Source organism: Pseudoflavonifractor sp. HCP28S3_F10, from assembly GCF_052065415.1.
In the GTDB taxonomy this organism is placed as follows: Bacteria; Bacillota; Clostridia; order Oscillospirales; family Oscillospiraceae; genus Pseudoflavonifractor_A.
In genome coordinates this window covers 1-19,735 of sequence record NZ_JBQHUB010000001.1, presented here as the reverse complement: position 1 = coordinate 19,735, position 19,735 = coordinate 1, and the positions used below count along the sequence as shown (strand labels likewise).

The 19,735-nt window shown below is 60.2% G+C and carries 19 protein-coding genes; 13 read left to right on the top strand and 6 right to left on the bottom strand.

Going from position 1 to position 19,735, the window contains the following annotated elements:
• The first annotated feature begins 3 nt into the window (after positions 1 to 3).
• Genes ACTNBZ_RS00095 through ACTNBZ_RS00075 form a run of 5 tightly spaced genes read left to right on the top strand, consistent with a single transcriptional unit; the run spans position 4 to position 4,509 of the window.
• Positions 4 to 399, top strand: a complete 396-nt coding sequence (locus ACTNBZ_RS00095; protein ID WP_441207607.1) for a tautomerase family protein — start codon at positions 4 to 6, stop codon at positions 397 to 399.
• Positions 400 to 416: 17 nt separating this feature from the next.
• Positions 417 to 1,478: an NAD/NADP octopine/nopaline dehydrogenase family protein gene (locus ACTNBZ_RS00090; RefSeq protein ID WP_441207606.1), complete on the top strand. Its 1,062-nt coding sequence runs from the start codon at positions 417 to 419 to the stop codon at positions 1,476 to 1,478.
• A gap of 21 nt (positions 1,479 to 1,499) precedes the next feature.
• Positions 1,500 to 2,762: an NAD(P)/FAD-dependent oxidoreductase gene (locus ACTNBZ_RS00085; RefSeq protein ID WP_441207605.1), complete on the top strand. Its 1,263-nt coding sequence runs from the start codon at positions 1,500 to 1,502 to the stop codon at positions 2,760 to 2,762.
• A 3-nt stretch (positions 2,763 to 2,765) separates the two neighbouring features.
• Positions 2,766 to 3,278 (top strand): 4Fe-4S dicluster domain-containing protein, encoded by a 513-nt coding sequence (locus ACTNBZ_RS00080; RefSeq protein ID WP_441207604.1) that lies wholly within the window; start codon positions 2,766 to 2,768, stop codon positions 3,276 to 3,278.
• Positions 3,279 to 3,300: 22 nt separating this feature from the next.
• Positions 3,301 to 4,509: an amidohydrolase family protein gene (locus ACTNBZ_RS00075; protein ID WP_441207603.1), complete on the top strand. Its 1,209-nt coding sequence runs from the start codon at positions 3,301 to 3,303 to the stop codon at positions 4,507 to 4,509.
• A gap of 166 nt (positions 4,510 to 4,675) precedes the next feature.
• Here the strand turns inward: ACTNBZ_RS00075 and ACTNBZ_RS00070 are convergent, their stop codons facing one another.
• The 3 genes from ACTNBZ_RS00070 to ACTNBZ_RS00060 form a co-directional block, all read right to left on the bottom strand.
• Positions 4,676 to 5,146, bottom strand: coding sequence for a B3/B4 domain-containing protein (locus tag ACTNBZ_RS00070; protein WP_441207602.1), 471 nt, complete (start codon positions 5,144 to 5,146; stop codon positions 4,676 to 4,678).
• A 59-nt stretch (positions 5,147 to 5,205) separates the two neighbouring features.
• The gene (locus ACTNBZ_RS00065) at positions 5,206 to 5,769 is read right to left on the bottom strand and encodes a flavodoxin family protein (RefSeq protein WP_441207601.1); all 564 of its coding nucleotides are present in this window, start codon (positions 5,767 to 5,769) and stop codon (positions 5,206 to 5,208) included.
• A 247-nt stretch (positions 5,770 to 6,016) separates the two neighbouring features.
• Positions 6,017 to 6,994 carry a LysR family transcriptional regulator gene (locus tag ACTNBZ_RS00060; RefSeq protein WP_441207600.1) on the bottom strand — a complete coding sequence of 326 codons (978 nt, stop codon included), beginning with the start codon at positions 6,992 to 6,994 and terminating at the stop codon, positions 6,017 to 6,019.
• A 133-nt stretch (positions 6,995 to 7,127) separates the two neighbouring features.
• Between ACTNBZ_RS00060 and ACTNBZ_RS00055 the strand changes: the two genes are divergently transcribed.
• The 4 genes from ACTNBZ_RS00055 (at position 7,128) to ACTNBZ_RS00040 (ending at position 12,508) form a co-directional block, all read left to right on the top strand.
• A complete protein-coding gene (locus ACTNBZ_RS00055) occupies positions 7,128 to 8,510 on the top strand; it encodes an MmgE/PrpD family protein (RefSeq protein ID WP_441207599.1) in 1,383 nt (460 codons plus the stop codon).
• A gap of 64 nt (positions 8,511 to 8,574) precedes the next feature.
• Positions 8,575 to 9,567: an ornithine cyclodeaminase family protein gene (locus ACTNBZ_RS00050; RefSeq protein WP_441207598.1), complete on the top strand. Its 993-nt coding sequence runs from the start codon at positions 8,575 to 8,577 to the stop codon at positions 9,565 to 9,567.
• 65 nt (positions 9,568 to 9,632) lie between these two features.
• Positions 9,633 to 10,343, top strand: coding sequence for a maleate cis-trans isomerase family protein (locus tag ACTNBZ_RS00045; RefSeq protein WP_441207597.1), 711 nt, complete (start codon positions 9,633 to 9,635; stop codon positions 10,341 to 10,343).
• A gap of 20 nt (positions 10,344 to 10,363) precedes the next feature.
• Complete coding sequence (locus tag ACTNBZ_RS00040) at positions 10,364 to 12,508, top strand: molybdopterin-containing oxidoreductase family protein (RefSeq protein WP_441207596.1); 2,145 nt, start codon at positions 10,364 to 10,366, stop codon at positions 12,506 to 12,508.
• Positions 12,509 to 12,608: 100 nt separating this feature from the next.
• Here the strand turns inward: ACTNBZ_RS00040 and mtaB are convergent, their stop codons facing one another.
• Complete coding sequence (gene mtaB, locus ACTNBZ_RS00035) at positions 12,609 to 13,916, bottom strand: tRNA (N(6)-L-threonylcarbamoyladenosine(37)-C(2))-methylthiotransferase MtaB (RefSeq protein WP_441207595.1); 1,308 nt, start codon at positions 13,914 to 13,916, stop codon at positions 12,609 to 12,611.
• A gap of 203 nt (positions 13,917 to 14,119) precedes the next feature.
• Here mtaB and ACTNBZ_RS00030 point away from each other — a divergent pair, with 203 nt between their 5' ends.
• The 4 genes from ACTNBZ_RS00030 to ACTNBZ_RS00015 all read left to right on the top strand — a co-directional run bounded on the left by ACTNBZ_RS00030 (position 14,120) and on the right by ACTNBZ_RS00015 (position 16,812).
• On the top strand, positions 14,120 to 14,353 hold the full coding sequence (locus ACTNBZ_RS00030) for an HPr family phosphocarrier protein (RefSeq protein WP_441207594.1): 234 nt from the start codon (positions 14,120 to 14,122) through the stop codon (positions 14,351 to 14,353).
• Positions 14,354 to 14,518: 165 nt separating this feature from the next.
• Positions 14,519 to 15,097 (top strand): 5'-deoxynucleotidase, encoded by a 579-nt coding sequence (yfbR, locus tag ACTNBZ_RS00025; protein ID WP_441207593.1) that lies wholly within the window; start codon positions 14,519 to 14,521, stop codon positions 15,095 to 15,097.
• 45 nt (positions 15,098 to 15,142) lie between these two features.
• The gene (locus ACTNBZ_RS00020; RefSeq protein ID WP_441207592.1) at positions 15,143 to 15,412 is read left to right on the top strand and encodes an ACT domain-containing protein; all 270 of its coding nucleotides are present in this window, start codon (positions 15,143 to 15,145) and stop codon (positions 15,410 to 15,412) included.
• 41 nt (positions 15,413 to 15,453) lie between these two features.
• Positions 15,454 to 16,812: a PFL family protein gene (locus ACTNBZ_RS00015; protein WP_441207591.1), complete on the top strand. Its 1,359-nt coding sequence runs from the start codon at positions 15,454 to 15,456 to the stop codon at positions 16,810 to 16,812.
• A gap of 54 nt (positions 16,813 to 16,866) precedes the next feature.
• On the opposite strand, the gene ACTNBZ_RS00010 is transcribed toward ACTNBZ_RS00015, so the two are convergent.
• Both ACTNBZ_RS00010 and ACTNBZ_RS00005 read right to left on the bottom strand, forming a co-directional pair.
• The gene (locus tag ACTNBZ_RS00010; protein ID WP_441207590.1) at positions 16,867 to 17,976 is read right to left on the bottom strand and encodes a PTS transporter subunit IIC; all 1,110 of its coding nucleotides are present in this window, start codon (positions 17,974 to 17,976) and stop codon (positions 16,867 to 16,869) included.
• A gap of 246 nt (positions 17,977 to 18,222) precedes the next feature.
• A complete protein-coding gene (locus ACTNBZ_RS00005; protein WP_441207589.1) occupies positions 18,223 to 19,548 on the bottom strand; it encodes a hemolysin family protein in 1,326 nt (441 codons plus the stop codon).
• Between the last annotated feature and the right edge of the window lie 187 nt (positions 19,549 to 19,735).

Here is a 19,735-nt window from a genome sequence, read left to right as displayed (position 1 = left end):
TCTATGCCGGTGCTTACCATTAGCATGTGCAAAGGCCGTACCCCCGATCAGAAGGCACGTTTAAAAAATGCTGTTTGTACTGCGCTTCAAGAGACATTCTGCAAGGCAGATAACAGTTACAGCATTCGCATGATGGAGTTCACTCCGGAGGATTTCTTCCTCCCTCCCCCCAAGACCCAGGGATATCTTTTATTCGAGGTGGACTGTTTCCCGGGCCGTGAAGAGTCCCAGAAGAATCAGTTCTATCAGAGCATCCTTGCCGGTCTGCAGGAGATCGGAGAAGATCCGGAGCAGGCGCTCATCCTTATACGTGAGCCTCCGCTGGAAAACTGGGGATATGCCGGCAAAAAGAATATTCTTCCAAGCGGGCTCAGATGGTATTATCACACCACTTTGTAGTTGAAGGAGTGAGTCTTTTGTTCCATAAGATCAGCATTTTCGGCGGCGGTTCCACGGGGCACGCCGCGGCTGCCTATTTTACGCTCAAGGGCTTTGAGGTCACTCTCTGTGACACACCCCAGTTTGCCTCCCGCTTTCAGGCCATTGCAGATAACGGCGGCATCCTTCTCCGGGGCAAAGAGCGCGGATTTGCCCCCGTTCACTGTGTGACGCATGATTTTGCCGCCGCTGCGGAATCGGCGGATCTGCTCATTATCTCTGTGGTGGCCTACCGCCATGAGGAGGTCGCCCGTGCCATCGCGCCCCATATCCATGATGGGCAGCATATCCTCATCTCTCCCGGTAACCTTGGCTCCTTCATTTTCCGCAAGGTCTTCCGGGAAATGAACGTGACCGCCGATGTGACTCTTTCCGAATTGGAAGGAAACCTTTTCCCTGCACGCCTCACCGGCGCCGCCGAAGCCACGGTGGGCATGCCCTTCCGGGCCAAGAGCTTTTCCGCCCTCCCCGCCTCCGACAATCAGCGGGTGATCGACGCCTATGCCGGCTGTATCGAGATGGTCCCCTGTGTCAATGTCTTTGACTGCGTCATTAACTCCAACAACTTTGTCACTCATTTGGGCGCTACCATTCTCTCTGCCTGCCAGATCGACCAGAAGGGCCAGAGCTTTAATCTGTTCACTGACGGTCTTACCCCCGCTTCCATCCATCTGGCCGAGCTGGCCAGCGAAGAGCGCCGCCGTATCATTTCCGCCATGGGCTATGAGGAGCACAGCGACCCCATGATCCATATGAACCGCCTTCTGGACCCGGAACACAACCCTCAGCTGGATGTTTTCCTTACACTGGACGGCCCCTATGATACCGCCCACCGCTACCTGACCGAGGATGGTCCCTGCGCGGGCGCGTTCGCCGTGTCGGTTGCCCGCCGTCTGGGCGTCAGCGTTCCTCTGCTGGAATCCCTGGTCGTAATCGCCGGACAGCTCAATGGACAGGATTACCTGTCCACCGGCCGTACGCTGGAAAGCCTGGGCTATGGCGAATCCATGTCTCTGCCTGAGATCATTGCCACCCTGTAGGGCGGCCAGAAGGAGCCTGTGATGCAACGCACTGCAATTATCGGATTCGGCTGTGCCGGTTTTCATGCTGTCAAATCCCTCCGGGCGCACGGCTACAGCGGCGAGATCCATGTTTACAGCAATACTGGTGAACCCCCCGCCAATCCTATGCTCACGACCTATTATGTCGCAGGCAAACTGCCCTACGATGGTATGTTCCCCTTCGGCACATTGGAGTCGCTTCAGGATGAGTATGATCTTGTGCTCCATCAGAACAGCCCGGTGACCGCCCTGGATTCCCATACCAGGCAAATTGTCCTGGAAGACGGGAGCACTGCATGCTTTGATCACATTGTGCTGGCCACCGGCGCCAGCGCTCTGGTCCCCCCCATCCCGGGCGCGGACCATCCCGGCGTCTTTTGTATGCGGACGGTCCGTGACGCGGAAGCACTGCAAAAAAGGCTGGAGAGCGGTGTACGCTCTGCCGTCGTGATCGGTGCGTCCATGGTGGGCATCAAGCTGGTAGAGCTGCTCCACCGCCGGGGGATCCAGGTCACTTTAGCCGATATGGCGCCCCATATTTTTCCCACCGCCGCTTTGCCCGAGGTGGCGGCCGAGATCGAGCGCCGTCTGGACGGTCTCGGGATCAATCTGCGCTTCTCCCAGCCCATTCAGGCCATTGAGCAGACCGATCATGGTCTGGATGTCTGCCTTGGCGGCGGCACCCGCCTGCCCTGTGACATTGCACTGATGTGCATCGGTACCCGTGCCAACACCCAGCTTGCCGACAGCGGGATCCAGCTGGGCCGCGGCATCGTGGTCGACCAGCATATGCAGACCTCAGCCCCCGGGATCTACGCAGCCGGGGACTGCTGCGAGGGTTATAACCTGCTCTCCGGCCAGACCCAGATCATCGGCCTGTGGGACAACGCCGCCCGCCAGGGTGAGACGGCCGGCGCCAATATCGCCGGCGCGGTGTCCACCTCCTATCCCGGAAACATCACCCACAACATCACTCATTTCATGGATATGGATTTTATCGGTCTGGGAGACATCCGGATACAGGGGCAGCGCCGCATTTTTGATCTGCCGAACGGCCGCGGCCGGGTCGATCTGGTCACCTCCGGCAACCGGCTGGTATGCGTAAATATCCTGGACAACTACCGTATCAGCGGCGTCCTCAAACGCTACCTTCTCAAAACCCTGACCGGGGAGAATGCCCGTCTGGGGCCTGCCGGCCGCGGACGGCTGGAACGCGAAGGTGTCCCTGCTGCTCTGATTGACTATCTGGAAGGACTGAACTGACATATGGCCATTATCATTGACCTGGATATTGAGAAGTGCTCGGCCTGCGGCGCCTGCGCCGTGGCCTGCATGGATCAGAATGATATCGATACCCAACGCTGCGAGGCTCCCTTCCGGGTGGTATTCGACCTGGAGCAGACCGACAGCCAGGGGCACTGCAAGTACACCTATATGGCTACCGCCTGTATGCACTGTACGGATGCCCCCTGCATTACCGCCTGCCCCTGCGGCTGCCTGTCGAAGGACGCCTCTACCGGCCTTACCGTATTTGACAATACCAGCTGTATCGGCTGTCACAGCTGCGCTATGGCCTGTCCCTTCGGCGCCCCCTCTTTCAGCGCTGAGGGAAAAATGCAGAAATGTGACGGCTGTGCTACCCGCATTCACTGCGGACTGGAACCGGCCTGTGTGCGGAACTGCCCCACCGGCGCTCTGCGCTGTGTGGAGGACACCGACTATAAGGAGGAGCACATTGAACGTTCTCTGAAGCGTCTGGCCAGCCTGATCCAGCCCTGATCCGGCGAAAGGTGATTGCAGTATGATCATCAGTGCTGCCCGCATGATTACCGGCGACGGCAGGACCGTTTTGCAGGATCACGGTGTCCTGGTCAATTCACAGGGGCGGCTGTCCGCCATCGCTCCCACAGCTTCTCTCCTGGCCGCCTGTCCGAATCAGGAGCATATCGCTTTTCCTCAGGGCACTCTTCTCCCGGGCCTTATTGACCTCCATGCCCATCTGACCGTCCCCATGTCCTCCGCGGATCCCCATCTGCACAGTGACTATACCCAGGCCTATCTGGCCCTGGAGCAATGCCGCCGTGCTTTCTCCCGCGGAGTGACCACCGTGCGCAGCCTCTGCTGCCGCCCCGGCCTGGAGGATGCTCTGCGCCATGCCGGAGCACATCTGCTGCCCATCCCCCGGCTGGTCTCCAGCGGGCGGGGGATCTGCATGACCGGCGGCCACGGCCACGACCTTGGTCCCGGCGTGGAGGAGGTGGACGGCCCCGAGGCTCTGCGCCGGGCCGTCCGGACCCGGGTGCGCGAGGGGCACAGCTGGATTAAGGTCCTCACCAGCCACCGGTCCGAACGTCCGGAATTCACCCAAGAGGAGTTGGACGCCCTTACCGACGAAGGCCATCGTCTGGGCTGCCGACTTGCTGTCCACGCAGGCACGCGAACAGCCGTGGACATGTGTATCCGCGCCGGCTTTGACACCATTGAGCACGGCACCTTTATGACCGTGGAACAGGCCGCCCAGATGCGCAGCAAGGGGATCGTATGGGTTCCCACCATCATCGCCTACTCCTCTGCCTATCAGCAGATGCGTCCCGCAGGAGATCCCCAGGCTCCCTCTCCGGCCCTGCGCTATTTCCAGCAGGCCGATGCGGCCTACCGGGATGGATTTCTGGCAAGGGTCCAGACCGGCGTGGCCATCGCCGCCGGGACAGATCTCTGTGTGGATGGCTTTACCGACCTGAATATCCCCCGTGAGCTGCAGTACTATACGGACTACGGGATGGATCCTCTGTCCGCCATCGCCTGCGCCACCAGCGTCGGCGCTGAGGTCCTTGGGCTGGGCGGCGTGACCGGCCGTCTGGCTCCGGGTCTGGAGGCGGATATGATCCTGGTAGAGGGGGATCCAAGCAGAGACATCCGCGCTCTTTCTCAGGTACGCCGGGTGTTTCTGAGCGGAAAAACAGTCTGGCAGTGGGATGAGCGGGGGGAAGGTCCGCAGTCCCCTGTTTAACAAAAAATGCCTGCCCCGGATCTCCGGGGCAGGCATTTTTTATATATGAATCTAATCCGGGACGGCATCCCATCCGCCCGGAGCCGGGCAATTTACACTCCCAGCTCTGCACAGGGGTGCTTTGCGTCTACCGTAAATCGGTGGGTCCGGCAGTTCCAGCCCTCCCTCAAAAGCGTTTCCAGCTCTGCCGCCAGATCCATCGGCGGGTACGCACTCTGCACGCGTCGGCATAAATCAGCTCGCCGGCCTGCAATACCTCCTCCGCGTCCTCTCCCAGGGGGACAAAGCGGTCCGTATCCCTGGAAAAACGCACAGCCACCTCTCCGGTGAGCTGATCCAGATCGTGGGCTCCCATGGGCAGCAGGTATTTCAGGGACAGGCTGTTTCCCAGATCCACCACCGGGCTGATCGTGGGCAGCCGGCTGCCCTTCAGCACACGCTTGAGCATAGCCTCAATGGAACTGGGGAACCTGTTGGGATTGATCCCCAGGTTCTGAAACGCCGTCCGGTAAGGCAGGACCGCCGGATGGGTTTTAAGTTGATCGGGCGCTATCTCCTGGCGGCAGCGCTCCTCGGCGGCCTCCAGCCGCCCCTCCAGAAGCGCGGGGACGTAATGATTATCAATCCCATATGCCACAACTCCCCCGAAAACCAGATCCGGAAGCCGTTCAAATACCTGGCCCTCCACTGCAAATCTCACAATAAAGCGCCCCCGTTCAGCTTATCGGCCAGAGCAGCGGCCTGCTCCAGCCAGGCGGTGCCCTCCACCGCCCCGCGCTCATACAGGCTGTCCGCCACCAGAACGCCCATGTCTTTCCAACCCAGATAGTGGGCCAACACGCGGTAAGTATCCACCATGGGCGTAAATTCATCCCGGACATCGGTGGCACCGCAGACCAGCAGCATACAGGATTTACCGTCGATGGACCGGGGGCGGTTGTCCTTACAGTAGGGATAGAGCCGGTCGATCACCGCTTTCAGGCGGGACGGAAAACTGAAATAATACATGGGCGTCGCCAGGATGACCGCGTCAGCCCGCTCGATCTGCTCGCACAGCTCATTCATGTCGTCCCGCTGGACGCAGGGTTTCCCCTCCCGGCTCCAGCAGTGGTCGCACGCCAGGCAGCCATTGACTGTTTTGTCACATACCCGCACGGTTTCCACTGTCCAACCCTTCAGGGCGGCCGAGAAAGCCCTGGATAACGCGGTGCTGTTTCCGGCGCGGCGGGGACTCCCTTCCAAAATCAGCAGATGTTTCATTCTATGTTCCTCCTGTCGGATGATTCTTTTCCAGTTTAGGGCATACCGGCCTGTCGGTCAAGGCTCCGGCAAATGCTCTTTCTGCTGACCAGCCCCCAAAGAAACCGCTCGCTTCCACACGCACGGTCTCACCTGCCCTATCCAGGCCGATCTTTTTCCATTTTGCCTATTTTCTCATTATCTTTCCGGAAATCCCACTCTCCAGCCGCTGTTACCGCTTTTTTTGTTAACTTCCCAACACCAACTACTATTGGACTGTATCTTCAGAATCGATTAGTATGGAATCGTCGGGAGCTCCACTTACCGGCAGCTCCAGCTTCCGATAAAACTCACGGATCAACTCGATCAGCTTCTCCTCATGCTTGTTCAGCCCATTCTTCTGGTTGACCACCAGGAAGTTGGTCAGTTCTGTTTCAAATCCGGTCAGTTCCAACAAGCACAATTTGCCGGAGGCCACCAGTTCATCTCCATAATAGGAAAGTGATGGAAGTGCCGCCACCATATTCTGCTCCAGTACCGCCTTTTTTACGACCTCCATGTTGTTGAATACGGAAAAACACCGCACATATTTGAACAGGCAGCCTACTGTCATGGTAGACGAGGACGGATGAGCACTCGTTGCTGCCAAATGTTCTTTCTCCAGCTCGGACACATCGACTGTCTTTCGTCCGGCCAGATGGGAGTCTCCGCTGACGCACAGGCAGAAACGGTCGGTATACAGCGGCTCAAAGAGGAATCCATTGTTATGCGCGGTGTACTGATGATTGAAGAACTCATACCGGGCGGATGCGCCGATACCGATATTGGCCGCCCCATTCACAATACCGCTGAGCACCTTTTCAGAAGGCGTCTCCTGCATGGTCAGGGTAAACGCATCTGTCTCCTTCTGTATCTTATCACTCAGATACAGTCCCAGAATATTGCATGCGCTCGGATATGCCACCAGTGAGATGTTGCGCCGGGTGAGCGCCATATCCTGACACAGATTATGGAGCTGACGGTTCTTTTTTACCATATCTTCGGCGATCGCAATTACCTGCTCTCCGCGCTCCGTAAGCTTCACGCCCCGATGCGTCCGCAGGAAGATCTTTATATTCAGCTCATTTTCCACTGAATTGATGATCGCGCTCAGGGTCGTCTGTCCGATAAAAAGTTTTTTGGCCGCCCTCGAGATCGAGTTGGTGTGGGCCACTTCCAGCAAATACTCCAGATACTCTGTTCTCACACCAAATATCCCCTTTCTTCGAAATCATGTCCCTATTATAGCATCGTTTCTTGTTTTTTCAACCTAATTTTCCATCTTATTCAGTTAAAAAGTTGTATATATTAACAATTCAAACTTTTTTGGAGGTGCAGTTATGAAGAAGTACACACAAATCCTGGCGGACTATCTGGCCAATCTGAAGTATGAGGACATCCCTCCCGAGGTCATCGAGCGTGCCAAAATGGTCACGCTGCACACCGTCGGTGTGGCCCTGGGCGCAGCCAAGGCCAAGACCGTCCGTGAGGCCATTGATGTGGCCAAGGTGATGGGTACCAGTGAAAAGGGCGCCACCATCTTCGGCGACGGGACCAAGGTCTCTGTCTCCAGCGCCGCCTTTGCCAACGGCATGATGAGCGATTTCCTGGACTGGGAGGATTGCTCCTGGACCGGTCATCCCAGCTCCGGCGCTGTTCCGGCGGGCCTGGCCGTAAGCGAGGCTTACGGCAAGTCCGGTAAGGATTATCTCACCGCCTTCATCGGCGGATTCGAGGTCTATCAGCGCATCGCCATGGCAGTCCAGCCTACGCCCGAGCGCTTTGACGCCGGCTGGGGCCTCTACTGCTGGCAGATCTTCGCCCCCGCCGCCGTATCCGGCAAGCTGCTGGGCCTGTCCGCCGACAAGCTCAACCAGCTCATCGGTACCGCCGCCGGCATGTGCCCTGTGGCTACCGAGCAGATCAACGCCACCAACACGGATTTCTACCATTACACCTACGGCCTTACCGCCAAAATGGGCGTGGAGTGCTCCCTGATCGTGGACAAGGGCATCACCACCCTGATGGACGCGCTGGAGGAATACGGCGGCTACTGGTTCGGCGTATCCGATCAGTGCGACTGGAATTGGTTCGATAAGGAGCTCGGCTCTCATTACTACCTCATGGACATGCTCCTCAAGAACTGGCCCGTGAACATGTGGATCCAGGCTCCCATGGACCTGCTCCACAAAATGGTCACTGCCAATTCCATCAAGGCCGACGACATCGAATCCATCGAGATGTCCCCCTTCATCCCCAACCGCAGCGAAAACTGGCCCGAGGGCTACCCCTCTACCGTGCGCGCCCAGTTCTCCATCCCCTTCTGCCTGGCTATGTATCTGCGCGGTCCCCAGCTGGGCTGGGAGTGGGCCGAGGAAAAGTACCTCAAGGATCCCGTCATTTTGGAGATGGCCAACCGCTTTAAGGGCGTGGGCCGTGTGGAGCGCGTCAGCTCCCAGTTCGACAAGTTCCGTGAGGGCGGTTATCCCACTTATGAGATGAAGATCACCCTCAAAGACGGTACGGTGTATGAGGATTCCATCCACTACCCCAAGGGCCATCCCTGCAATCCCTATACCCGCGAGGAGTGCATCGACAACTTCCGCACCGCTACCGCCACCATCTTTACGCCCGAGCAGTGCGACCGGCTGGTGGACCTCATCATGAACCGTCTGGAGGATGTGGAGGACCTCTCCATCCTCGGTGAGTATCTCAAGGCATAAGCTTTTTAGGCGTAGGGCCGCCGCCATACCGGCGGCGGCCCCTTTTCAAAGGGAGGAAACATATATGGGCGAGCACAGCGTTGACATTCTTTTTCTGTCCAGACAGGAAGTAGAATCCATCCTGACCTACCCCGATGTGGTGGCCGCGGTTGAAGACGCCTTTCGGGCAGACGGTTCCGGTCAGATGATCGTGCCGTCCAAAGAGGTCATGCGGGTGGGGCCCGGGCGCGCAAACTGCATCTTCGCAATGCCGGGCTGCCTGGAAAACCTGAATACCGCCGGAGTGAAGTGGACCAATTTCTATCCCGCCCAGCCGGATGGATACCCCACCATCTGGGCCCATGTACTCATTCTCAGTCATGAAAACAACGGCATGCCCTACGCGATCCTGGACGCCACCTCCATCACGAATATGCGCACGGCAGGCGGCCATGCAGTGGTCGCCGCAAAATATCTGGCCCGCAAAGGCGCGAAAACACTGGGCATCCTCGGCTGCGGCGCGCAGGGCCGCTCCGCCATCCGGTCCTTTGATGAGAACTTTGATCTGGAGCGGATCCTCATCTACAGCGCCACCCCCGACCATATGAAAGACTGTGTCCGCCAGATGGCCGGCGGTCTGCGGGCACGGCTGGAGATCGCCCCCTCGCCCCAGGCGCTCGCCGAACAGTCTGACATCCTGCTCACAGCTACCACCTGCCGCACGCCCATCATCAAGGCCGAATGGCTGCCCGAGGGCTGTCTGGTAGACGCCATGTTCGCCTTTAATGACATTGAGCCCTCCATCAGCCGGTACTGCGACAAGTGGGTCGTGGGAAACCGGGATTCTGACCGCATTGAGATCCTGGAGCATCCCAATTTTGGGCACCTGCTGGATCCCGGCGATGTATACGCGTCCCTGGGCGAGATCATCTGCGGCAAATGCCCCGGCCGGGAGAATGACCGGGAACGGATCGTCTTTTCCCATATGGGCATGGGCACGCTGGATATCGCAGTCGGCGTCCATCTGGTGGAGAAAGCCCGCCGTTTGGGCGTGGGGCAGACCCTGCGTCTGACCTGACGCACAGAAAAGCCGGCTGACCGCCGGGCTTCCAACCAAACTTATTTAACAGGAGGAATTATATCATGTATGCCTGGAGAGCTGAAATTGGCCTGATTAATCCCGGTACCGGCGCTTCCATGGAGCGTGACTTCCACCGTTTTGTCCCCGAGGGGGTCGGTGTGATCACCACCCGCGTTCCGTTCGGCGGTATGCCCAGCCCGGAAGGCCTGATGGAGATGGCCGATCTTCTGGAGGATTGCGCCAAAGTGTTTTCCACCCGTCATCACGACCTGGTGATGTTCGGCTGTACCTCCGGCAGCCTCATTGGCGGCCCCGGCTTCGATCAGGAATGTATCCGCCGCATCGAACGGGCCAGCGGCGCCCCCGGCCTGACCACCAGTACGGTCCTGATGGAGGGGTTTGCGCGTCTGGGCGTCAACAGGGTGGCCGCCATCACGCCCTATCCCGACGACACCAACGCCATCGAAAAACACTTCCTGGAATCTCATGGCATCGGCGTTACCAGTATCCAGGGGATGCACCAGAGCGAGAAGTCCATCGCCGACATCCAGCCGAGCTTTGTATACCAGAAGGTCAAGGAGATGGATATCTCCCACTCTGACTGTATTTTTATCAGCTGTACCGGCCTGAATGTACTGGATATCATCGAAACCATTGAGACGGATTTCGGTCTGCCTGTCATCACCAGCAACCAGGTCACGCTCTGGGGCGCTCTGCGCCATGCCAGAGTGGGCGTCAAGATCCCCAAACTGGGCAAGCTGTTTACTCTCTAATTTGGAAGCGAGGCACATTTATGGATCGGATTGAAGCCCTTTTAAAAGCAAAGATCCCCTGTCCTGAGACCGGTATCGAGGTAAAGCATACCATCTGTGACATCTGCTGCCCCTGTACCCACTGCGGGATCGACGCCTATGTGAAAGACGGCCGTGTCATCAAGGTGGAGGGCACGAAGGAGCACCCCCGCAATAAGGGAAAGCTCTGTGCCAAGGGCCACGCCAGCCGTCAATATATCTACCGCTCCGACCGTCTGCGTACTCCGCTGCGCCGGGTCGGGGAGCGGGGTGAAGGAAAATTTGAACCCATCTCCTGGGATGAAGCTTATGCCGAGATCGCCCGCCGCCTCAATGCGGTCAAGGAGACGCTGGGTCCCAATTCGGTGGCGTTCTTCTCAGGATATACGAAGTGGTACCGTCAGTTTCTCCACCGCTTCGCCTACTCCTTTGGTTCCATAAATTACGGCTCGGAGTGTTCCACCTGCTACAAGTCCGCCGTAATGGCGTGGGAAGCTACCGCGGGACTCTACGCCGCCGGTCCGGACATGGGGAATTCCAACGTCCTGCTGGGCTGGGCCCTGAATCCGTACTACTCCAAGCATCTGGCCCTTCCCCGCCTCCAGGCGTTCAAGGACAAGGGCGGCAAGATCATCATCATTGACCCCCGCAAAACGCCCGCCACCGCCAAGCTGGCCGATATGCACCTTCAGATCAAGGCGGGGACCGACGGCGCTCTGGCGCTGGGTATGGCCAAGCTCATCATCGACAACGGCTGGGCGGACATGGATTACATCTCCAAATATACCCACGGCTTTGAGCAGTACGCCGAGTATGTGAGCCAGTTTGATCTGGACCGCGTCAGCAAGATCACCGGTCTGGATCCGGACGATATCTTTGAGGCTACCCGTATCTACGCCACCAGCGGTCCGGCCTGCATCCAGGAATCCTCCGCGCCTCTGGCGCACCAGATCAACGGCTTCCAGAACTACCGCGCCATGATCTGCCTCAATGCCCTCACCGGTAATTTCGACCGGGTGGGCGGCTGTCTCCCTGAGACCATCACTTACTATGACCAGAGCGCCGGATATCTGACTTATGAACACGAATATTACCGCTGCCGTGAGCCCAAGAGCAGTCAGCCCCGCATCGGTCAGGACCGCTTCCCCCTGTGGTCCGTTCTGGTGGACGAATTCCAGGCCATGGATCTGCTCCGACAGATCACCGAGGGCACGCCCTATCCTGTAAAGGCTGTTTTTGCCTGCGGCATGAATGCAAAAATGTTCCCCAATACCCAGAAATTCTACGAGGCGCTCAAGACCCTGGACTTTTTTGTGGACATCGACCTGTTCATGACCGATACCGCCAAATACGCCGACATCGTGCTGCCCGCCTGTACCAGCTTTGAGCGCGGGGAGTTCAAAGCCTATCCCGGCGGCTTTGCCCAGTTCACCAATCCGGTCATCGAGCCGCTGTATCAGTCCAAAAATGACGTTCAGATCCTCTCCGAGCTGGCCGCCGTCATGGATCTGGATGACGACCTGCTCCGCCAGGGATATGAGGCCGGTATCCAGTTCATGCTGCGTGATCTGGATATCACCATCGACCAGATGAAAGCCAGCCCCCTGCCGATCAAAGTTCCCGGCGCGCATCCCGATGTGGCCGGTGAATTGTTGAAAAACGGTTTCCCCACCCCCAGCGGGAAATTTGAGTTCTGGTCGGAGACAGTTGCCCAGTTCTCCCAGTCCCACGGGCTTGATCCCCTCCCCACCTATCGGGATCCCTTTGATGACGCCCCGGGCGACCCTCAGCGTTATCCGCTCAAGCTGATCGCCGGCGCCCGCCTTCCCAACGCGATCCACTCCCGGCTCCATGACGTCCCCTGGCTCCGCAGCCTCCGCCCCGATCCCACCGCTGACCTGAATCCGGAAGATGCCGCCCGGTTCGGGATCGCGGAGGATGATCTCATCGAGCTGTCCACCGCTGTGTCCTCAGTCCAGGTCAGGGCCCATATCAGCTCCAAGATCCAGCCCGGCGAGATCTACTTCTATCATGGATACAGAGAGGCCAACGCCAACGATCTTGTCAGTGAGACGCATCTGGATCCGTACAGCGGTTTCCCCGGGTACCGCTCCAACCGCTGCGCGGTGCGCCGCATCGATCAATGATCCCTCCCCCTCTATCTTTTCTCCTCTATTTTTTCTCCTCTTTCCTTCCCGCGCGCAGACAGACGGCGTCCGGAGCATACCGCTCCGGACGCCGCTCCATTTATATTTCTCCCAACAGGGAAAGCTCTTTCCGCCCCGTGATCCTGACCCGCTTTTCCACGTTGTGCAGGTCCTCGCCCGCCAGCAGCACCTCCGTATAATTGGGGGCGTGGCCACGCCAGAGGCCGTCCTTCTCCTCCTCAAAGAGCACCGGCAGGGTCTCTCCCACCCACGCCTCCAGATAGGCCTCCTCCAGCCGGCGGGCCAGCTCTCCCGCCCGGTGGGCCCGCTCCTCCTTCACCGCGTTGGGCACCTGTCCGGGCATCTGCGCGGCGGGGGTGCCGGAGCGGCGGGAGTAGGGGAAGATGTGCATGGCGGAGAAAGCGCACTTCTCCACAAAAGCCAGGGTCTCCCGGAACTCCTCCTCGCTCTCGCCGGGGAAGCCCACGATAAGATCGGTGGTGATCCCCGGCCGGTCGAAGTATTCCCGGAGCAATCTCACGCTCTCATAATACCGCGTGGTATCATATTTCCGGTTCATCCGGCGGAGCACCCCGTCGCACCCGCTCTGCATGGACAGGTGGAAATGGGGGCACAGGTTGGGCAGGGCGGCCGCCCGTCGGCAGAACTCCTCCGTGATGGTCCTGGGTTCCAGGCTGCCCAGCCGCACCCGCAGACCCGGCGCGGCGGCGCACACCGCCTCGATCAGGTCGATGAGGGAGGAGCCGTCCTTCCGCTCCGCCCCCCAGGAGGAGATCTCGATGCCGGTAAGCACGATCTCCCGGTATCCCTCCTCCGCCAGGCGGCGGCACTGCTCCGCCGCGTGCTCCGCCGGCAGGGAGCGCAGCGGCCCCCGGGCATAAGGGATGATGCAGTAGGTGCAGAAGTTGACGCACCCGTCCTGCACCTTCAGCATGGCCCTGGTCCGGCCGGAGAGGCCGCCGGCCGGCAGCTCCTCAAAGTTCTGGCGGCGGAGTGCGTTGTCCACCGTCACCAGCGGGCCCTCCCGCTCCAGGGCTGCGGCCCGCCGGTCCTCGGCCAGGGCCTCCAGGTCGTCCAGGAAAGCCATGCGCCCGGCGGTGCCTGAGATCAGGTCCACCTCCAGCGCCCTCACCGCCTCGGGATCGGTCTGGGCATAGCAGCCGCACACCGCCACCAGGGCCTCCGGGTTCTCCTTCCGGGCCCGGCGGATCATCTGGCGGGACTTTTTGTCGCTGACCGCGGTGACAGTGCAGGTATTGATGATATAGGCGTCGGCCCGGTCCTCAAAGGGGACCAGGGTATGCCCCCGGCCGGTAAGCTCAGTTTCCATGGCCTGGGTCTCATACTGATTGACCTTGCAGCCCAGTGTATAGATGGCGATCTTCATGGCGGCTCCTTCTCTCCCGGGCCCCGCCGCCCGGCGGACTGGGGCTTGTAATTTACAATGAAACTCGATATAATATGGGACAGTGTCCGTCCGCGCAGTCACAGCGGACCCGGGCCCCCGGCCCGGCAGACATTATTATAGGGCATAGGCCGCCCTCTGTCAAAGGAAGGACCGCCGCTCTGATATCAAGAGAGGTAACTGCTATGAGCCAATTTTCCATTATGCTCTCCTCCATGGACGATGTGAAGCGTTTCTGCAATACTGCCAACCAGCACGAGTGCGACATCGACGTCTCTTCCGGCCGGTATGTGGTCAACGCCAAGTCCATTATGGGTCTTTTCTCCCTGGACCGGGACAAGCCCATGACCGTGGAGTTTCACGGCAGCGACAGCCAGTCCGCCGCCTTCCAGGCGGAGCTGGAGGGATTGACTGTCTGAGAAGTGTATTTGATACACGGACACCTGAGCGGTGCGCGCGGATTTCCCGCTGCGCACCGTTTTTTCTCTCTTTATTCTCATTTTTGAAGATATATCAGTTTACAAGCACTATTGCATGTGATAAAATAACTCTCGCCAATTGTGTGCAGATGTAAGGAGACCGCCATGGCAGAACACTTTTTCGCCTATCTCTCCCGTATGCGCTACATCAACCGCTGGGGATTGATGCGCAATACCTTCCAGGAAAATATTCAGGAGCACTCCCACATGGTGGCGGTGCTGGCCCACGCCCTGGCTGTCATCCGCCGGGACGTGCTGGGCGGAGAGGCCGACCCGGAGGCCGCCGCAGCGGCCGCCCTGTTCCACGACGCGCCCGAGATCCTCACCGGCGACCTGCCCACCCCGGTGAAATACTATAACCCCGCCATCCGGGAGGCCTATCAGCAGGTGGAGTCCTTCTCCGCCGACAAATTGCTCTCCATGCTGCCCGAGGCCATGCGCCCCGCCTACGCCCCCTGGCTGCACGAGGATTACGACCCCGAGCTGCGCCGGCTGGTCAAGGCCGCCGACAAGCTGTCGGCCCACATCAAATGCGTGGAGGAACTCAAGGCAGGCAACAACGAGTTCCGCCGGGCCGCCGGGCAGACTCTGGAAGCGGTCAAGGCCTGCGGTCTGCCTGAGGTGGACTACTTCATGGAGCACTTCCTGCCCGGCTTTGGCCTCTCGCTGGACGAACTGCAATAACATTCTGATATCAACAGGACTATCAATTACAAGGAGGAATCTCAAATGCGCGCTATCGTTACCGTACTGGGAAAGGACGACGTGGGTATCCTCAGTTTTATCTCCGCGCTGCTGGCCGAGCACCAGGTCAGCGTGCTGGACATCAGCCAGACCATCATGCGGGAGTATTTCACCATGGTCATGCTGGTGGACTGCGCCAAAGTGGAGCTGCCCTTTGCCGAGCTGGTGGCCCTGGTGGAGGGCGCCGGCCGGGACCGGGGGCTTTCCATCCACATCCAGCGTGAGGACATCTTCAACGCCATGCACCGCATCTGAGCCTTTCCGCACCCTGATGATACCGAAAGGAGTTGAGTCCCATGATCAACACCAACGAGATCCTGGACACCATCCATATGATCGACCAGCAGCACCTGGATATCCGTACCATCACCATGGGCATCTCCCTGCTGGACTGCGCCGATTCCGACCCCAAGCGCGCCTGCCGGAAAATTTATGATAAGATCACCCGCTGCGCCGACCGCCTGGTGGCCACCGGCGAGGATATTGAGCGGGAGTACGGCATCCCCATCGTCAACAAGCGCATCTCGGTGACCCCCATGGCCCTGGTGGCCGGGGCCAGCGACGCCCGGGACTATGTGCCCTTCGCCACCGCCATGGACGACGCCGCCAGGACTGCCGGCGTGGACTTCATCGGCGGCTTCTCCGCCCTGGTGCAGAAGGGTCTCACCCCCGCCGACCGCAAGCTCATCCAGTCCATCCCCGAGGCCCTGGCCCGCACCGATTATGTGTGCTCCTCGGTGAACGTGGGCTCCACCAAGGCCGGCATCAACATGGACGCGGTAGCCGCCATGGGCCGGACCATCAAGGAGTGCGCCCAGCTCACCGCCGACCGGGGCGGCTTCGGCTGCGCCAAGCTGGTGGTGTTCTGCAACGCGGTGGAGGACAATCCCTTCATGGCCGGCGCCTTCCACGGCGTGGGCGAGGGGGACTGCGTCATCAACGTGGGCGTCTCCGGTCCCGGTGTGGTGCACCACGCCCTCCAGGCCGTCAAGGGCATGCCCTTCGACCAGGTGGCCGAGACCGTGAAAAAGACCGCCTTCCGCATCACCCGCATGGGCCAGCTGGTAGCCCAGGAGGCCAGCCGCCGCCTGGGCGTGCCCTTCGGCATCGTGGACCTGTCCCTGGCCCCCACCCCCGCCATCGGGGACAGCGTGGCCCGTATCCTGGAGGAGATGGGCCTGGAGGTCTGCGGCACCCACGGCACCACCGCCGCGCTGGCCCTCCTTAACGACGCGGTGAAGAAGGGCGGCGTTATGGCCTCCTCCCACGTGGGCGGCCTGTCCGGCGCCTTTATCCCCGTCAGCGAGGACGAGGGCATGATCGCCGCAGCCCAAAGCGGCGCCCTCACCCTGGACAAGCTGGAGGCCATGACCTGCGTGTGCTCGGTGGGCCTGGACATGATCGCCGTCCCCGGCGACACCAGCGCCGACACCCTCTCCGCCATCATCGCCGACGAGGCCGCCATCGGCATGGTCAACTCCAAGACCACCGCCGTCCGCCTCATCCCCGCCCCCGGCAAGAAGGTGGGCGACATGGTGGAGTTCGGCGGCCTGCTGGGCTCCGCCCCGGTGATGCCGGTGCATCCCTTCTCCAGTCAGGCCTTTGTGGCCCGGGGCGGTCGCATCCCCGCCCCCATGCAGAGCCTGAAAAACTGAACCGGACCGAAAAAGCGCCGTCCCGGCCGGGACGGCGCTTTTTTATATCGTATCTTATCCGTTCAGCGTCAGATCGCCCTCTTTGATCCAGCCGATTTTTCGGAAAAAGAGGCCGAACAGCCAGCAGATCACGGCGGGGAGCACAAAGGAGATGAGGATCAGGCCCAGCCAGTCCATGGCGCCGGGGAGGATGGCGGCGGCGCCGTTGGCCAGAGCCTTTTCGCTGGGGGCCACCCAGCCGGTCCACACGCCCAGCTGGCCGCACAGGCCGCAGGTGCCCATGCCCGAGTTGATGGGGGCGCCGTTCATCTCCAGGCCGAACACGCAGGTGGCCAGGGGGCCGGTGATGGCGGAGGTGAGGATGGCGGGGAGCCAGATGCGGGGATTCTTGACGATATTGCCCATCTGAAGCATGGAGGTGCCCAGGCCCTGGCTCACCAGTCCGCCCCAGCCGTTCTCCCGGAAGGACATCACCGCAAAGTCCACCATCTGGGCACAGCAGCCGGCCACCGCCGCGCCGCCGGCCAGGCCGGTAAGGCCCAGCACCGAGCAGATGGCCGCCGAGGAGATGGGGAGCGTCAGGGCGATACCCACCAGCACTGACACCAGGATGCCCATCCAGAAGGGCTGAAGCACCGTGGCCTTCATGATGAGCAGGCCAAAGGCGCTGGCCACCTTACCGATGGGGGGCGCGATGACCCAGGCCGCGCCCACGCCTACCAGGATGGTGACGATGGGGGTGACCAGGATGTCCACCTTGGTCTCCTTGCTCACGGCCTTGCCGCACTCGGCGGCCAGGATGGCCACGAAGAGCACCGCCAGGGGGCCTCCCGCTCCGCCCAGGGCGTTGCAGGCGTAGCCCACCGTTACCAGGGAGAAGAGCACCAGCGGCGGCGCCTGCAAAGCGTAGCCGATGGCCACCGCCATGGCCGCGCCGCTCATGAAGGAGGCCAAACCGCCCACGGTATAGCCCACCTCGTTGATGGTGATGATCTTGGCGGTCAGAAATCCGATGCCGAACTGGGTGCCGATGGTATTGAGGATGGTGCCGATGAGCAGGGACGCAAACAGTCCCTGGGCCATGGCGCCCAGGGCGTCGATGCCGTAGCGCCTGGCGGAGATGACGATATTTTTCCGTGCGAGAAACGCTTTCCAGTTTGCCATTGGAAGGACCTCATTCCTGTTTGATTTTCTGTCGTATCATGTGTAAAGACATCTGTGTTGTCATATTATACAGGCTATTCCCCAAATGTCAACCGGCAATTCTGCCATAAAAAGCCTTGCTTTGCACTGTTTTTTACGCGTGTGGGGCCGCTGTCCCCGCTGCCGGCAAGCCCAGGCATTATTCCCGCGCCTTGTTCTGGAATAAAAAACATGCACAGCCTGAGGCTGTGCATGTTTTGATCTGTTTTAATTTTTTTCCTCTTCTTCGCTCTCCAGCTTGGATACCAGGGCCCACTCCACCCGGCGGTCGGCCATGGACTCCACCTGGATGCGCAGCCCGTCGGCCTCCACCTGGGGGCGGCTGCCGTCCTCCGGGATGACGGAGAGCTGGGCAAACACCAGGCCGCCCAAAGTCTCGGCCTCCTCGTCCTCGGGGAATTCCATGTCCAGGGCCTCGGCCAGATCCTCCAGCTCGGCGGAGCCCGCCACCCGCCACTGGTTCTCTCCCAGGCGGATGATCTCCTGCTCGTCCTGGGGGTCGAATTCATCATAGATCTTGCCCACGATCTCCTCCAGCAGGTCCTCCATGGTCACCAGGCCGGAGGTGCCGCCGTACTCGTCCACCACGATGGCCATGTGGATCTTCCGGCTCTGCATATCCCGGAACAGGTCCCCCGCGGGCACCGACTCGGGGATAAAGTAGGCCTTGCGCAGCAGCTCCCGCACCGGGCGGGGGTTCTCCTGCCGGGCGTTGAGGAAAAAGTCCCGGCTGTAGAGCACGCCGATGATGTCGTCCGGGTCCTCCCCGCACACCGGGAACCGGGACAATCCGGTCTCCTCGATGGTATGGAAGATCTCCTCCTCCGGGTCGTCGGCCCACAGGGTGGTCATCTCCTTGCGGTGAATCATCACGTCCTCGGCGGTAAGATCGTTGAAGTCAAATACGTTCTCGATCATTTCCTTCTCGGTGGAGTCGATGGCGCCCCGCTCCTCGCCGATATCCATCATCAGGCGTATGTTCTCCTCAGATACGGCCCCGCCCTCGGCGTTAGGGTCGATATGGAACAGCCGCAGCAGCTGCCGCACCAGCCAGGCCAGGCTGCCGGTGATGGGCCGCACCACTGTGACAAAGGGGAGCAGCACCGGACACAGGGTCCGCAGTACGCCCAGCGGGTCGTTGATGGCCACCCGCCGGGGAAGCAGCCAGGCCAGAACATAAAAACACAGCAGCAGCACGAGCAGGAACAGGACCTGCTTCCCCAGAGCCAGCGCGTCATATTTGAGCACCATGTACTCCGGCACCGGGCTCTTGGCCGGAAAGAGCACCTGGCACAGGCTCCACCCGGCGGCGCCGGCCGCTCCCAGGCAGAGCATCCGCCACAGGGCGATGCCCCGCAGGAACGCGGTATAATGCTTCAGGCTGCTGAGCACCTTCGCGGCCCGGGGCTCTCCCTCCTCCGCCTGACGGCTGAGGCTCTCCGGGCTGGTTTCGTCCAGCGCGGCGGAGCAGGCGGAGAGCGGGATCTCCGCTGCCAGCGTCAACAGAATCAGCGTCCATATGTGCGGTTGCAAACCAATTCCTCCTTGCAGACGGTGCAATCGAATTCATCTGTTTTTCAGTATAGCATATATAGGGAAATTTTTCACGCGCAAATTGCAATAACAAGTTGGACACCCCGTGGTAAAAACCTTGCTCACGGATGGAGCCGCAGGATCTATCCGTGAGCGAGGTTGCCGCAGCCGTCAGGCTGCGTAGACA

Coding starts and splice junctions, on each gene's coding strand:
- ACTNBZ_RS00095 (WP_441207607.1), top strand. CDS start 4: ATGCCGGTGCTTACCATTAGCATGTGCAAAGGCCGTACCCCCGATCAG.
- ACTNBZ_RS00085 (WP_441207605.1), top strand. CDS start 1,500: ATGCAACGCACTGCAATTATCGGATTCGGCTGTGCCGGTTTTCATGCT.
- ACTNBZ_RS00080 (WP_441207604.1), top strand. CDS start 2,766: ATGGCCATTATCATTGACCTGGATATTGAGAAGTGCTCGGCCTGCGGC.
- ACTNBZ_RS00075 (WP_441207603.1), top strand. CDS start 3,301: ATGATCATCAGTGCTGCCCGCATGATTACCGGCGACGGCAGGACCGTT.
- ACTNBZ_RS00065 (WP_441207601.1), bottom strand. CDS start 5,769: ATGAAACATCTGCTGATTTTGGAAGGGAGTCCCCGCCGCGCCGGAAAC.
- ACTNBZ_RS00055 (WP_441207599.1), top strand. CDS start 7,128: ATGAAGAAGTACACACAAATCCTGGCGGACTATCTGGCCAATCTGAAG.
- ACTNBZ_RS00050 (WP_441207598.1), top strand. CDS start 8,575: ATGGGCGAGCACAGCGTTGACATTCTTTTTCTGTCCAGACAGGAAGTA.
- ACTNBZ_RS00045 (WP_441207597.1), top strand. CDS start 9,633: ATGTATGCCTGGAGAGCTGAAATTGGCCTGATTAATCCCGGTACCGGC.
- ACTNBZ_RS00040 (WP_441207596.1), top strand. CDS start 10,364: ATGGATCGGATTGAAGCCCTTTTAAAAGCAAAGATCCCCTGTCCTGAG.
- mtaB (WP_441207595.1), bottom strand. CDS start 13,916: ATGAAGATCGCCATCTATACACTGGGCTGCAAGGTCAATCAGTATGAG.
- ACTNBZ_RS00030 (WP_441207594.1), top strand. CDS start 14,120: ATGAGCCAATTTTCCATTATGCTCTCCTCCATGGACGATGTGAAGCGT.
- yfbR (WP_441207593.1), top strand. CDS start 14,519: ATGGCAGAACACTTTTTCGCCTATCTCTCCCGTATGCGCTACATCAAC.
- ACTNBZ_RS00020 (WP_441207592.1), top strand. CDS start 15,143: ATGCGCGCTATCGTTACCGTACTGGGAAAGGACGACGTGGGTATCCTC.
- ACTNBZ_RS00015 (WP_441207591.1), top strand. CDS start 15,454: ATGATCAACACCAACGAGATCCTGGACACCATCCATATGATCGACCAG.
- ACTNBZ_RS00010 (WP_441207590.1), bottom strand. CDS start 17,976: ATGGCAAACTGGAAAGCGTTTCTCGCACGGAAAAATATCGTCATCTCC.